Origin of the sequence: Sphingobium sp. AP50, assembly GCF_900109095.1 — a bacterium.
In the GTDB taxonomy this organism is placed as follows: domain Bacteria; phylum Pseudomonadota; class Alphaproteobacteria; order Sphingomonadales; family Sphingomonadaceae; genus Sphingobium.
Map to the genome: position 1 here is coordinate 52347 of NZ_FNYZ01000008.1, position 13396 is coordinate 65742.

Here is a 13396-nt window from a genome sequence, read left to right on the forward strand (position 1 = left end):
AGGCCGGTCGGTTCAGGGCGCAAATTCCTCGGTTTCGCCCTCTTCGGTGAAGCGCAGCCGATAACCGATCCCCAATTCATTGCCGATGATCCGGGGCCGTTGCGGATCATCCTCCAGCTTCTGCCGCAGGGTGCGCACCAGAACCCGCAAATATTCGACATGATGCTCCTGTTCGGCCGGCCAGACATGCGCCATGATCTGCTGATGGGTGATGACCCGGCCGGGGAATTTGGCCAATTGTGCCAAAACCCCATATTCCTTGGGCGTCAGATGCACCTCCCGTCCGCCCTTGCGGACGATATGGGCGACCAGGTCGATCTCCACATCCCCCGCCCGCACCATCGATATCCCGCCATCCCGCGCCATGCGGTTGCGCAGCGCCACCCGGACGCGCGCCAGAAGCTCTTCAGTGTCGAACGGCTTGGTCAGATAATCGTCCGCGCCCAGATCCAGCGCGGCGACCTTATCATCGGTCGCCTCGCGCGCGGACACGATGATCAGCGTGGTGTCGGACTGCTGCTTGAAGATCGGCACCAGTTCCAGCCCGTCCCGATCGGGCAGCCCCAGATCGAGCAGGCTGATGTCCGGCCGGGCTTCCTTCAGCCGTTCGAGCGCCTGACGCGCATTGGCCGCCTCGATCACGGCATAGTCGGCCCGCGTCAGCGCCGTATGGATCAGTTTGCGGATATGTGGTTCGTCATCGACGACCAGCACCTTGTGGCGCAATTTCATGGGATATCCTCATGGGGCAATTCGGTGATGATCAGCGCCTGCGGCATAGTGAGGGTGAAGCAGGCGCCCAGTGGCTGAGCCCTGTTGGCGGCGGAGACGGAAAGGCCCATCGCCTCCGCAAAGCCCTTCACGATGGCGAGGCCAAGGCCGGTGCCCTGCCTGCCCCGGTCCGATCCCTCCAGCCGGGTGAAGGTATCGAACACCCGCATTTCCGCCCCGGCCGGGATGCCCGGCCCTTCATCGATGACGGAGAGGCTGATCGCATCGGGCAGGCGCAGGCCCCGGATCAGGACCGGCGTGCCGGAATCGGCATAGCGGCCGGCATTGTCGAGCAGGTTGATCAGACAATGGTGCAGCAGGGTCGGATCGACGCGAACGAGTGGGATGTCGGGCGGGATATCGACCTGCACCTCATGCCCCAGCAGCGACTGGCGGCTGTCATGCACGGCGCTGGCCACCGCGTCGAACAGGTCGGTCGGTTCGAGTTTGAGCGGCAGGGCGCCCGCCTCCACCCGCGCCATGTCGAGCAGGTTGGCGACGAAACGATTGAGGCGCTGGGCTTCGGCCGCCACGGAATCAAGCAGGTCGGAGGGCTGATCGCGGCGCAATTCGTGGACGGCGGAGATGATGGTGGTGAGGGGCGTGCGCAGATCATGGCTGACCGAGGAAAGCAGCGCAGACCGCAGCCGGTCCCGCTCGCGTATCTGACGGGCGTCGAGCATTTCCTCCTCCAGCGCCATGCGATCGAAGGCGATCGAGGCCTGATCGAGCAGGCTCATGAGCAGGGGAATCTGGTCGGACCGGAGCGGTTCGCCCGCATCTTCGCGGGCGAGGCCCAGGACGCCCAGAACCCCGCGCGTCGTGCGCAGCGGATGGAACAGCCAGTCCGACGCGGTAAGGGTTGATGATCCGCGCCCGGCGGGTTGTTCATTGTCCATCGCCCATTGCGCTGCCGCCTTTTCAATCTGTTCCAGCCGGTCTTCGGGCGGGAAGGCTGCGCGCAGTTGCGGGCCATCGCGGGACGGCAGGAGCAGGACGGTGCGGACCGAAAATAGCCGCGCGACTTCGGCGCAGATGGCCTGCATCAATTCCTCCTGACTGGAGGCGGCAGTGAGATGGCGCGAAAAGCCGGCCAGAGCGGCATTTTGCCGCGCGCTGGACTGGGCCAAGTCCGCCTGCGCGCGGACCCGCGCGGCAAACTGGCTGGTCACGATCGCGACGCCCAGCAGGACGAGGATGCTGATGATATTTTCGGGATTGCTGACGGTCAGCGTGCCGGTGGGCGGCAGGAAGAAGAAATTATAGGCAAGGCTGGACAGAAGGCCGGAAAACAGCCCTGCGCGCAGGCCGAAGCTGGCCGCCGCGAACATCACCGGGACAAGGTAGAGCAAGGCGATATTGCCGAGGTCTATGACTTCAAGCAGCATCCGCCCCAGCGCGGTCATGCCGGCGATCATCAGGATCGACCAGAGATAGTCGATCGGCCTGCCCCAGCCCTGACGCAGCGGCCTGCCCGCCGCCTTCCGGCCGGGTGCGGTGGCATCACCGGGCAGGACATGGATGGCGACATCATTAATCTCGCGGACCAGCCGGTCGACCACCGATCCATGGCGCCGTTCGAACCACCAGGACCGGGCCGACTTGCCGATCACAATCTGGGTGGCGCGGGCGTCGCGAACATAATGGCGCAGCCCTTCGAACACGGACGGCGCCGGGATGGTCGCGGTGGTCGCGCCCAGCCGGGAGGCGAGCGCCATGGTGTCAGCCAGTTGCTCGCGTTCCTGCGCGGTGAACGTCAGGCTGCGCTGGGTTTCGATATGCACGGCCGACCAGGGCGCCTTGAGCGCATCGGCCAGCCGTTTGGCGGCGCGGACGAGGCCTTGTGCGCCGGGCACTTCGCTGATCGCGACGAGGATGCGCTCACCCGCGGCAAAGCTGCCCGCCAGCGCATGGGCGCGGACATAGTCCAGCATCTGCGCGTCGACCGCCTGTGCGGCGCGACGCAGCGCCATTTCGCGCAGGGCGGTGAGGTTCGACTTGGAAAAGAAATGGCCGAGCGCGCGGGTCGCTTCCTGCGGGATATAGACCTTGCCGTCCTTCAGCCGCTCGATCAGTTCGTCGGGCGGTATGTCCACCACCTCGATCTCGGCCATTTCCAGGATCGAGTCCGGCACGGTTTCGCGCACGCGAACCCGCGTGAAGGAGGCGACGACGTCGTTCAGGCTCTCCACATGCTGGATATTGACGGTCGAATAGACGTCTATGCCCGCGTCGAGCAGTTCCTCGATATCCTGATAGCGTTTGGGATGGCGGCTGCCGGTCGCATTGCTGTGCGCCAGTTCATCGACCAGCACCAGCGCCGGGCGGCGCTCCAGAATGGCGTCGAGGTCCATCTCGCCCAGCCGATGGCCCCTATGGTCGACATCATGCCGTGCGATGATCTCATGGCCGGCGAGCAGCGCTTCCGTTTCCTTGCGTCCGTGGGTTTCGACCACGCCGACGACGACGTCGATGCCGGCCTTGCGCCGCTGCATGCCGTCGGTCAGCATCTCATAGGTCTTGCCGACGCCGGGCGCGGCGCCCAGGAATATCTTGAGACGGCCGCGACCTTCCTGCGCGGCGGCGCGCAGGAAGGCTTCGGGATCGCGGCGATCGGGATCATTCATCGGACGGTGGTAGCGCCGATCCGGTCCAGCCGTCGATTGATTTCAAGGACGTTGACGCGCGGTTCGCCCAGAAAGCCAAGGAGCGGCTGTTCGATATGCTGATCGACCAGCGCGCGGACATCGGTCGCCGCAAGCCCGCGCACCCGCGCTATCCGGTCGACCTGATAATAGGCCGCTTGCGGCGTGATGTCGGGATCGAGGCCGGACGCCGAAGCCGTCACCAGATCGGCGGGGATCGGCTGGCCGGGATTGGCCTGTGTCAGCTTCTCGCTGTCGGCCTTGACCCGATCAACCAGCACCTGGCTTGCCGGGCCAAGGTTGGACCCCGAAGAAGCAAGGCCGTCATAGCCCTTGCCTGCGGCCGAAGGGCGCGAGGAGAAGTAACGATCGGACGTAAAGCCCTGTCCGACCCGTTCCGACCCGATGATCTTGCCATCCTGCTCGATCAGACTGCCATTGGCCTGAGACGGGAAGACCATCTGGCCGATGCCGGTCAGGGTCAGCGGATAGGCAAGGCCCAGCAGCATGGCGAAGAGGATCGTCATGACCAGAGCGGGCCGGAGCGATGTGATGATGTCCTTGTTCATGGAGAAATTCCTCAGGCGAGGCCAAGGCCGTTGACGGCCAGGTCGATGATCTTGATGCCGACAAAGGGCGCGACCAGCCCGCCCAGACCATAGATGGCCAGGTTGCGCGCCAGCAGCGGCCCGGCGCCGATCGGGCGATAGGTCACGCCCTTCAGCGCCAGCGGCACCAGCAGCGGAATGATCAATGCGTTGAAGATGATCGCGGACAGGATCGCGCTTTGCGGCGTGGCGAGGCCCATGACATTGAGCACGCCGAGCCCCGGATAGAGCACCACGAACATCGCCGGGATGATCGCGAAATATTTGGCGACATCATTGGCGACCGAGAAGGTGGTGAGCGCGCCGCGCGTCATGAGCAATTGCTTGCCGAGCCCCACAACCTCGATCAGCTTGGTCGGATCGCTGTCGAGATCGACCATATTGCCCGCTTCGCGCGCCGCCTGCGTGCCGGTATTCATGGCGACGCCGACATCCGCCTGCGCCAGTGCGGGCGCGTCATTGGTGCCGTCGCCGCACATGGCGACAAGGCAGCCGCCCTCCTGTTCCTTGCGGATCAGGGCCAGCTTGTCCTCCGGCGTCGCCTGAGCCAGGAAATCGTCCACGCCCGCCTCGGCCGCGATGCTGGCGGCGGTCAGAGGATTGTCGCCGGTGATCATCACCGTGCGGATGCCCATCTGCCGCAGTTCCCCGAAGCGCTCGCGGATGCCGGCCTTGACGATGTCCTTCAGGAAGATGGCCCCCAGCAGTTCGCCATCCTTCGCCACCGCAAGCGGCGTGCCGCCTGCGCGCGCAATCTCGTCCGTGATGCGGCGCAGTTCAGCCTCCCCTTCCGGCTGGCCGTCGATCGCTTTGAGCACGGAATCCACCGCCCCTTTGATGATTGTCGATCCGCCGGCCTGCACGCCCGAAATACGGGTCTGGGCGGTGAAGGGAATGACCTCCGCTCCGCCCGGCAAAACCGTCGTGGTCTGTGCAAATGCCTCGCGCGCGAGCAGGACGATCGAGCGGCCCTCCGGGGTTTCGTCCGCCAGGCTGGCGAGCAGCGCGGCTTCGGCAAGATCGGCCTGCTTCATAGCCCCGACGGTGCGGAACTCCGTCGCCTGACGATCGCCGACCGTGATCGTGCCGGTCTTGTCGAGCAGCAGCACGTCGATATCGCCCGCCGCCTCGACCGCGCGGCCCGACTTGGCGAGCACGTTGAAGCGCACCAGTCGATCCATGCCGGCAATGCCGATCGCCGACAGCAGGGCCGCGATGGTGGTGGGGATCAGGGTGATGAGCAGCGCGGCCAGGATCGATACGGGGATCGCGCCGCCCGCATAGCTGGCGAAACCGGGAATCGTGCCGACCGCGATCAGGAAGATGATGGTCAGGCCCACCAGCAGCAGCGTCAGCGCAATCTCGTTGGGAGTCTTCTGCCGTTCCGCACCCTCGACCAGTGCGATCATGCGGTCCAGGAAGCCCTGCCCCGGATTGACCGTCACGCGCACCCGGATTTCATCGGAGATGACACGGGTGCCCGCCGTCACGGCCGAGCGGTCGCCGCCGGCCTCGCGGATCACCGGCGCGGATTCGCCGGTGATGGCGGCTTCGTTGACCGACGCGACACCGGATACGACTTCGCCATCGGACGGGATCAGGTCGCCGGTTTCGACCAGCACGGCATCACCCAGCTTCAGCGCGCTGGCCGGGACATCGTCATAGTCTCGGCCGTCGCCTTTCAGGCGCTTGGCGGTCAGTTCCGCCTTGGTCGCGCGCAGTGAGGCGGCCTGCGCCTTGCCGCGCCCTTCGGCAATGGCTTCGGCGAAGGTGCCGAACAACACGGTCAGCCACAGCCAGATGACCAGTTGCAGCTTGAAGCCGATCGATAGCCCGTCCTGCCCGACGACGAGCAGGACGGTCAGCAGCACCGCGACGACGGCGGTGGTGAACATCACCGGATTGCGGATCAGTTCCTTCGGCTTGAGTTTGCGGAAGGCGTCTCGACACGCAGGCAGGATCAGGTCGGCGGTGAAGAGCGATTTGGACGCGGTGCGTGCCATTTATATGCTCCAATCTTTAGAATGTCTGGCCGTTGATCATCGCGAGATGATCGGCGATCGGGCCAAGGGCGAGGCCGGGCAGGAAGGTGAGGCCACCCACGATGAGGATGATGCCGACCAGGAGGCCGGTCCAGAGCGGCCCGGTGGTGGGGAAGCTGCCTGTCGTTGCCGGCGTATATTTCTTCACGGCCAGACCGCCGGCGATCGCCAGCATCGGCACGATGATGAAGAAACGGCCGATCCACATCGCGACACCCAGCAGGCCATTATAGAAGGGCGTGTTGGCGGACAGGCCGGCAAAGGCGGACCCGTTATTACCCACGGCCGATGTGAAGGCGTAGAGGATTTCGGAGAAGCCATGCGGCCCCTTGTTCAGCGGTCCGGCCAGACCCGCCGGCAAGACCGATGCCAGCGCCGAAAAGCCCAGGATCATCAGCGGCAGCACGGCGATGGCCAGAACCGCCAGCTTCACTTCCCGACTTTCGATCTTCTTGCCGACATATTCCGGCGTGCGACCAACCATCAGTCCCGCGACGAACACGGCGAGGATGGCGAACAGCAGGAAGCCATAGATGCCTGCGCCCACGCCACCGACGACGACTTCGCCCAGTTGGATATTAATCAGCGGGATCATGCCGCCCAGCGCGGTAAAACTGTCATGCATGGCGTTGACGGCGCCACAGCTTGCGGCCGTCGTGACGACCGAGAAAAGGGCGGAGGCGGCGATGCCGAAGCGGACTTCCTTCCCCTCCATATTGCCCCCGGCGATGCCCAGATGGTGCAGCACCGGATTGCCCGCCGCCTCCTGCCAGTAGGTGACGGCCGTGCCCAGGAGGAACAAAAACGTCATGGCCGCCAGTATCGCCCAGCCCTGCCGCACATTGCCGACCGCCTTGCCGAAGGTATAGGTCAGGCCGACGCCAATGAGGAAGATGGACAGCATCTGGACGAAATTGGTGAGCGCGCCTGGATTTTCGAACGGATGCGCGCTGTTGGCGTTGAAGAAGCCGCCACCATTGGTGCCCAGCATCTTGATCGCCTCCTGCGAAGCGACCGGTCCCAGCGCCAGCGTCTGCCGCGCGCCTTCCAGCGTGGTAACATCAACCGATGCCGCCAGGGTCTGCGGCACGCCGCTGGCGATCAGGAACAGCGCGTAGAGGAAACAGGCCGGCAACAGCAGATAGAGGGTGATCCGCGTCATATCGGCCCAGAAATTGCCGATGCCCTTTGCCTCCCGTCGGGCAAAGCCCCGGAACAGCGCAAAGGCCAGCGCAATGCCGGTCGCCGCCGACAGGAAATTATGGATGGTCAGGCCCAGCATCTGGCTGAGGTTCGACATTGTCGATTCCCCGCCATAGCTTTGCCAGTTGGTGTTGGTGGTGAAGCTGACCGCCGTATTGAACGACAGATGCTCGCTCAGACCTGGATAGCCCAGCGGATTGAGCGGCAATACGCCCTGAAACCGCAGGATCGCATAAGTGAAGAAAAGCAGCACCGCGTTGAAGATGAGCATGTGGACCGCATAGCGGCGCCAGCCCTGCTCCTGGGTCGGATCGATGCCGGAGAGTTTGTAGAAACCGCGTTCGACCGGCTCCAGCACCGCATGAAGCGGCGTTCGGCGCCCTTCATAAAGGGCAAAGAGCCACAGGCCCATCGGCTTTGCCAGCGCCAGCAATAGGCCGACGAAGGCCAGGATCAATATCCATCCCTGGAATGTCATGGTTTCGCCCCCCCCGATCAGAAGCGTTCGGGGCGTGCGAGCACGGCCACCAGATAGAGAAGAAGGCCGAGCGCGGTGATTGCCGCCAGCCAGAGGTCGATGGTCATGGCTGTGCCCTCTTATGCATTGTCGCACAGGGCCGCATAGCCAAGCGTCGCCGCCAGCAAGCCCAGGGTGAGGCCGATCCAGAGGATGTCCTGCATGTGAAATCTCCCGCATGACGCCGGAGCCGCAGGAGATGCGGCATCGGGTCCTATGCAGCGCTTCAACTAGGGCAGGGCCGCGTTTGAATTCGAGAGCGGGAACAGATGGAACGCATAGTATTTGCGTATGATTGGCATATTTTTGTGACAAAGGCCGCTGAAATCGGGCGTTTTATCGTAGCTTTTATCGCCGCAGCGACTCTTCGTATTTCGAAAAATCTATGCCGATTGCGCCTTCCCGATCTGGAGAAAAAATGGTCGGTTGAGCCATATCCTCTGGCACGCCGCAGGGTTGTGGCGCGACTTCGCTCATGATGAGCCAAGCCTTTTCGGGCGCCGTCAAGCGGCGCTGACAGGGAGCAATTATGGCCACTCGGCTGCAAAAATTTGCTGAATCAAAGTCGGCCCATTCGGCATGGCGTAGCTCCCCAGGGCGCACGAACACATGGGGAGAAGTCGGAGCGCCGCCTTGGTGTTGGCGAAATCCTGGAACGTTTCGATAGCCCGTAACAGCCCACCCGCATTTTCTGCGCAGGCTGGGGCGCGATCAATGCGCCCCGCAGGTCTGCCGCCACGTCACGCTCTGCACGGGCCGTGGCGATGGCGTAGCGGAATATCTGGCTGCATGTACTGCGCGCGCTTGGCTGTCTCGTATTTGCCCTTGCCCTCCATCTTGCGCAGCATGGTCAAGACTTCCTGCGTGGTGATGGCGGTGACTGGACGCTTGCCGAGAGAGGCGTTGATGAAGGCCAGCAGTCAGCGCAGTTTATCATCGTGATGGCAGAGCGGCCTTCGCGCTCCACCTTCATCAACCATTCGTCGGCGACGGCTTTGAAGCTGTTGGAAGCGGCCACCGAGGCGGCAATACGATCCAACTTGATCTTCTCGGCAGGATCGTCGTCCTTCGCCAGCACCTTGCGGGCGGCGTCGCGCCGCTCGCGGGCATCGGCAAGGCTGGTGTCGGGATAGACGCCGAAGGCAAGGGTCTTCTGCTTCCCCATGTGGCGGTAGTTCATCCGCCAGTAGCGCCCGCCATTGGGCATTACATAGAGGAACAGGCCATCGCTGTCTGTGAGTTTATAAGGCCTGGCGTTGCCCTTGGCATTCTTGATCGCAACGGCGGTAAGCGCCATGACGGTACCTCCTTTTGGGGGAGGGCCACGCTACCATCAGATATACCATCAAGATGCTGGTATCCGGTGGTCCAAGACCGCTCCGTATGGGATACCTATACCACGAAAAACCGCAGAAATCCGCCATTCCTGGCACCATCTGATACTCTCTGAGAGAGTATTTTGGTGACCCCTACGGGAGGCCTTGCATTGAGCCCCAGGCTCGAATTTCTGCGGGTTTTCGGGCTTCACCCAACCTGCTTTTGTACCCATGCTCTGTACGTGGAGATCAGCCTATGCGGACCAGCTTGGTTGGTCAATCTACTTGGCGATTGAACGCCGGACAGGCCGGGGCCTTAGCGGCCCCGACCTGATCTTCACCAATTGCCGGTCTTTCGTGACCGTGCTGTCACGCCGCCTCCGCCAGATGTACGGACATTTGTCCGCTCATATCGACCCCATCTGCGACAAGCTGGCGCAGTCGGGACGCCGCGCGCTCGATTCCATTCATGAGGTTCACCGGCTTACTGTCGCGCTGGATGATCTCGTCCGTCATGATCTGAAAATGACCACGCCCGCCTTCTCGGGGCAGCAAGCGCGCAATGCGACTGCCGGGCGCCAGCGCCAAGCGACAACCGCTATGGACATATACTGCACCGTCTCGTGGCGCGATCAGCGCGATGCCCCGCATTTGCGGCTCTGGCACCGTAAAGTCGAACTCGAGGACGACGATATCCGCATTGGCATGCTTCGCCGTAACGGCGATGTTGGTGAGGGTGGTCGGCGTGAGCGGGTCGGCTGCGACTATCGAGAGGCGCGCTCCCATTTTTTTGTTTCCGAGCAGCATCTTGCTCACAGCTTCGACGTGACGGCGAGCGGTGTCGAGGGCGGTGTCGGCGGTATTCATTCAGGTCTTCCTTCATTTTCATCCCCCCATGGGGATCGACCTTCCACCTTCATTCCATTCAACCGGCAGCGGCCCCGCCGCGGCCGCGTGTGTCACGAAAAACCCGGACCATGGTCGAAGCCAGGTCCGGGCTGCTTTCCGCCGATCGGTGAGCCACCGACGATAGCGCTGTTTATGCTCGGTCATCCACGAGGTGTCGGCGCCACATCGCTTCAATGACGGCTTGCCCCTGATCGCACGTCAACTCGTCATCATACACACCGTACCGAAGGCCAAGCTCGGTCGTTCGCGGAACGATCAGCAGGTGGCAGTGCGGCGGGTGTGGCGCACCTATCGCACCCGGCGCATGGAGAATCAGAACTGAGGCAAGGCCGCGTTCGCGCCCGATGAGCCGGGCGAAGTCACGGCATCGTTCCCACCCCATGTGCAGTCGGTCGCCGTCCTGGAAAGGCAGAGTAAGGTAAACCAGCAACGCCTTCTGATGCGCGACGGCGTGTTCATCCATCCGGGTCAGGATTGTCTCTGCATCAGCTAGGCTATCGTCGGTGCCCGGCGGAAGGACGACATCTATACGCTCTGCGGTCGTGCGCCACGGCGAGGCCATCGGATCGCCAGCGGGCGCGATCGGCTGCATCTTGCGCCGCGCGAATTCCGCCGCACTGTTCAAACGGTCGCCATAGTTTCGCCGGAGCACGCCAAAGACCAAACCGCTGTCGCTGCTGCCTTTCGGGTTCGTGTAAAGCCACGTCAGCGGGTCATCTGGATCGGTTACGATGGCTTTGACAGGCACAGGAACCAGAGCCTGCTTGACCGCGATGCGCGCGGGCTTTGTGCGGGCAGCCATCAAAATGCACCCCTGCGGTTTACGATCCGAACAATTTGCGAAGCGGCGCGGCTGGTGCCATCGCATCGCTCATCCCAGGTCGCAAACGGCGGCGTGGTCGTGAGCGCCAAGCCATCCGTCCGAATTTCCACGAACGGCCCGAGGCGCTGAGGGACAAGCCATAGACTGCCGTCACTCCGCCGCATGAACGCCAGATCATTGATGATTAGCGGGCCGCCCGGGTAAGACAGTGCCAAATCGACGGAAACCGGATCGAGTGTTTCCGGAAACAGGCCGGTCCGCACCAACATGACGTCACGATCCGTCCGTCGGCATGCCTTGTCGATCGCAGGCCGGAACAACGGAGCGCTACAGGGCGTGGCAGCTATGACGAGGTTTGCGGACGCCACATCGAATGCTCCAGCGGGCAAACCGTCGCCGGCATGGACTTTACCGGCGGCACCCAAGGCGTGGAACGGCAGCGCAAGAACGCGCAGAGACGGATCGAGCGTGGAGCCGCTCGGGTAGGTAAGCATCAAGGTAAAGCCTTCTTGGCAAGAGGATCGCCGGACCGACAGGGTCCGGGTCAGGCTGCCGACCTTCAATTTCATCACGGCCGACAGCTTCGCAGGCTCGTGCCATCCTTTCCGATGGGCGCTCTTGCGGCCGGCGCCTTCGCGAGCAGGGGCGATCGAGGCCGTCAGGCCAACGATCAACAGGCCCTGCGAGCTCGCGCCAACGGCGCGATTTGTCCGGGCTTGCCCGGCCCGCCTTTTTTTCGTCGTCCGGGGGGATGCGAAAAAAAGAATAGCGGGTTATCTTTTTCTCCGTACCTTCGAAAAAGAGTTTGACCTGTGTCCTTATACTCAATGGCCCGCATCAGGCGGCAGACCTTTCTTGAACTGGAGCTAGCAGAGACGCACGCAAGACGTGGCGATAAAAGGTCGCAGGCGCGACGTGTGCGCGATGTGCCGCCATTGACGTGGCTGCCGGCCGGCGTGAGCGACGATCCGCTGTCCTACGGAACGTTGTATACTCACCATGTCGAGGGGGCCTTCATTCCTAAGGGCAAGGGCAAGGCGCTGCATCTGCTGGTAAAATTCCCCGAGAGCGTTCCGGTGGAGACGAGGGAGGATGCCGAGGCGGCGCTGAAGCTGGCGGTCGATTTCGCTCAGCACATATTCGGTGGCGATGCGGTCTTTGCAGCGCGGATGGACCGAGATGAAAAATCCCTGACCAACGCCGATCTGTTCCTGGCACCGCGCTATGTGAAGAAGACCAAGCACACCGAGAAGATAGCGATCAGTCTGTCGAGGCACTTGAAGCTGATGGCCGAAGATCAGCTTGGGCCGATCAAGGAGGATAAGGATATCCTGCGCCAGCAAGGGCGTGCCTTGCAGGATGCGTTCGCGAAGTTCCTGCGCGCGCGTGGTTTCCAGGCGATCCGCGGTCAGGCGAAGCAGGCACCTGAGCCCGATTGGAGTTCGCCAGAAGCATATGGCTCAGCCACCGATCGCAAGATCGCTGCGGCAGATCGCGAAGTCGCCGCGCACGATCGCGCGGAAATCGAGGACCGCCTTGTCGATCAGGAGCGCGAACTGGCGGACAAGGCCGTTGGCCTCGTGAAGGGCCTTGAAGATGCCCGCCAGATCGGTGGCGATCTGATCGCAGATGGTATCGCTGAATCGGATCGGATTCGTGATGCTGCCCGAGAGGATGCCGATACGATCCGAAAACAGGCAGAAGCGGAGAAAGAACGACTGCTGGATGCCGCCACACAGCGCAGTGAACAAATGGCCACGCAGATCCGCGACCAAGCACAAGCAGATGCCGATGCAGTCGCGGCGAAAGCGAAAGAGGCTCGGCTGGAAGTGGAGGTCGCGCAGCGCAAACGCGACGAGGCCATTGCCGACAGGCACGCGGCGGAAGCAGCGAAAGAAGCGGCACGGTCTGATGCAGATATCGCGTCTCTACAGCTAGCCCTTGTTAACCGAGCGCTGGTTGACGACGCCCTGGAACTTCGACCCGACGATGGCGAGCGCGGCATCTTGATGAATGAAACGGCCATGCAGGAACCCGAACGCGAAGCCTATCGAGCGCGCTGGGCTGATTGGGTGCGCACCGTCGCCCGTGCGGCCGCGATGGCATTGGCGAAAACTCGCGCAATAGCTGCGGCGGCAAAGCACGAAGCCGAGCGCATGATCGATGCCGCGAAAGCGAAACTGGCGGACGATCGGATAAAGCTGGCAGCAGAGCGGACAAAACTCAGCGCCGAACAAATCCAACTGGCGCTCGGCCAGAAGGCGCTTAAAAAGCAGCGAGCTGAAGTGGTGTCATACCTTGAGATATGGGAAGCTATTCCGCCAGATCGGCGATCGCCTGAAGTCAATGCTGCGGTTGAACGTACCAGCGGCCTGAAACAGCAGGCGGAGAGTTTGTCGGCTGAGACTCGCAGCCGGTCCAAGAGGCGTCTGTCAGACGTCGATGCTCCGGCTCAGGCGGTGCGGGATTGGCTCGATGAAGGGCGATAGAGACGATCCATTTTGCGCTTCACGCAGATTCGCCGCCAAGGGCGGCTGTCGACCAAAATACGCGTTCGCCGAT

The 13396-nt window shown here is 62.8% G+C and carries 12 protein-coding genes and 1 pseudogene; 1 reads left to right on the plus strand and 12 read right to left on the minus strand.

The features are described from left to right. Positions 1 to 12 precede the first annotated feature (12 nt). From BMY84_RS14350 to BMY84_RS14395, 12 genes and pseudogenes are all read right to left on the minus strand, one after another. On the minus strand, positions 13 to 732 hold the full coding sequence (locus BMY84_RS14350) for a response regulator (RefSeq protein WP_093084737.1): 720 nt from the start codon (positions 730 to 732) through the stop codon (positions 13 to 15). Then, on the minus strand, positions 729 to 3398 hold the full coding sequence (locus tag BMY84_RS14355; RefSeq protein ID WP_093084739.1) for a sensor histidine kinase: 2670 nt from the start codon (positions 3396 to 3398) through the stop codon (positions 729 to 731). Before BMY84_RS14355 ends, BMY84_RS14350 begins: the two co-directional genes overlap by 4 nt. Then, a complete protein-coding gene (gene kdpC, locus BMY84_RS14360; protein WP_093084740.1) occupies positions 3395 to 3985 on the minus strand; it encodes a potassium-transporting ATPase subunit KdpC in 591 nt (196 codons plus the stop codon). The genes BMY84_RS14355 and kdpC overlap by 4 nt, the downstream gene beginning before the upstream one ends. Positions 3986 to 3996: 11 nt before the next feature. Next, positions 3997 to 6027: a potassium-transporting ATPase subunit KdpB gene (kdpB, locus tag BMY84_RS14365; RefSeq protein WP_093084742.1), complete on the minus strand. Its 2031-nt coding sequence runs from the start codon at positions 6025 to 6027 to the stop codon at positions 3997 to 3999. A gap of 16 nt (positions 6028 to 6043) precedes the next feature. Then, on the minus strand, positions 6044 to 7747 hold the full coding sequence (gene kdpA / locus BMY84_RS14370) for a potassium-transporting ATPase subunit KdpA (protein WP_093084743.1): 1704 nt from the start codon (positions 7745 to 7747) through the stop codon (positions 6044 to 6046). Between the two features lie 17 nt (positions 7748 to 7764). Beyond that, entirely contained in the window at positions 7765 to 7854 is a 90-nt protein-coding gene (locus tag BMY84_RS14375) for a potassium-transporting ATPase subunit F (protein ID WP_093084745.1), read from the minus strand. A gap of 280 nt (positions 7855 to 8134) precedes the next feature. After that, positions 8135 to 8263, minus strand: coding sequence for a hypothetical protein (locus tag BMY84_RS30435; RefSeq protein ID WP_256215257.1), 129 nt, complete (start codon positions 8261 to 8263; stop codon positions 8135 to 8137). An 82-nt stretch (positions 8264 to 8345) separates the two neighbouring features. After that, positions 8346 to 8634: pseudogene (locus tag BMY84_RS30825) on the minus strand (hypothetical protein). 2 nt (positions 8635 to 8636) lie between these two features. Further along, positions 8637 to 9083, minus strand: a complete 447-nt coding sequence (locus BMY84_RS30440) for an Arm DNA-binding domain-containing protein (RefSeq protein WP_256215258.1) — start codon at positions 9081 to 9083, stop codon at positions 8637 to 8639. A gap of 388 nt (positions 9084 to 9471) precedes the next feature. Continuing rightward, complete coding sequence (locus BMY84_RS14385; RefSeq protein WP_093084746.1) at positions 9472 to 9969, minus strand: hypothetical protein; 498 nt, start codon at positions 9967 to 9969, stop codon at positions 9472 to 9474. Positions 9970 to 10141: 172 nt separating this feature from the next. Next, entirely contained in the window at positions 10142 to 10813 is a 672-nt protein-coding gene (locus BMY84_RS14390; protein ID WP_093084748.1) for a hypothetical protein, read from the minus strand. Next, on the minus strand, positions 10813 to 11508 hold the full coding sequence (locus BMY84_RS14395; RefSeq protein WP_093084749.1) for a hypothetical protein: 696 nt from the start codon (positions 11506 to 11508) through the stop codon (positions 10813 to 10815). Before BMY84_RS14395 ends, BMY84_RS14390 begins: the two co-directional genes overlap by 1 nt. Positions 11509 to 11790: 282 nt before the next feature. On the opposite strand from BMY84_RS14395, the gene BMY84_RS14400 reads away from it, so the two are divergent. After that, entirely contained in the window at positions 11791 to 13323 is a 1533-nt protein-coding gene (locus tag BMY84_RS14400; RefSeq protein ID WP_143075050.1) for a hypothetical protein, read from the plus strand. The last annotated feature ends 73 nt before the right edge of the window (positions 13324 to 13396 follow it).

Coding starts and splice junctions, on each gene's coding strand:
- BMY84_RS14385 (WP_093084746.1), bottom strand. CDS start 9,969: ATGAATACCGCCGACACCGCCCTCGACACCGCTCGCCGTCACGTCGAA.
- kdpB (WP_093084742.1), bottom strand. CDS start 6,027: ATGGCACGCACCGCGTCCAAATCGCTCTTCACCGCCGACCTGATCCTG.
- BMY84_RS30440 (WP_256215258.1), bottom strand. CDS start 9,083: ATGGCGCTTACCGCCGTTGCGATCAAGAATGCCAAGGGCAACGCCAGG.
- BMY84_RS14390 (WP_093084748.1), bottom strand. CDS start 10,813: ATGGCTGCCCGCACAAAGCCCGCGCGCATCGCGGTCAAGCAGGCTCTG.
- BMY84_RS14355 (WP_093084739.1), bottom strand. CDS start 3,398: ATGAATGATCCCGATCGCCGCGATCCCGAAGCCTTCCTGCGCGCCGCC.
- BMY84_RS14350 (WP_093084737.1), bottom strand. CDS start 732: ATGAAATTGCGCCACAAGGTGCTGGTCGTCGATGACGAACCACATATC.
- kdpA (WP_093084743.1), bottom strand. CDS start 7,747: ATGACATTCCAGGGATGGATATTGATCCTGGCCTTCGTCGGCCTATTG.
- BMY84_RS30435 (WP_256215257.1), bottom strand. CDS start 8,263: ATGAGCGAAGTCGCGCCACAACCCTGCGGCGTGCCAGAGGATATGGCT.
- kdpC (WP_093084740.1), bottom strand. CDS start 3,985: ATGAACAAGGACATCATCACATCGCTCCGGCCCGCTCTGGTCATGACG.
- BMY84_RS14375 (WP_093084745.1), bottom strand. CDS start 7,854: ATGACCATCGACCTCTGGCTGGCGGCAATCACCGCGCTCGGCCTTCTT.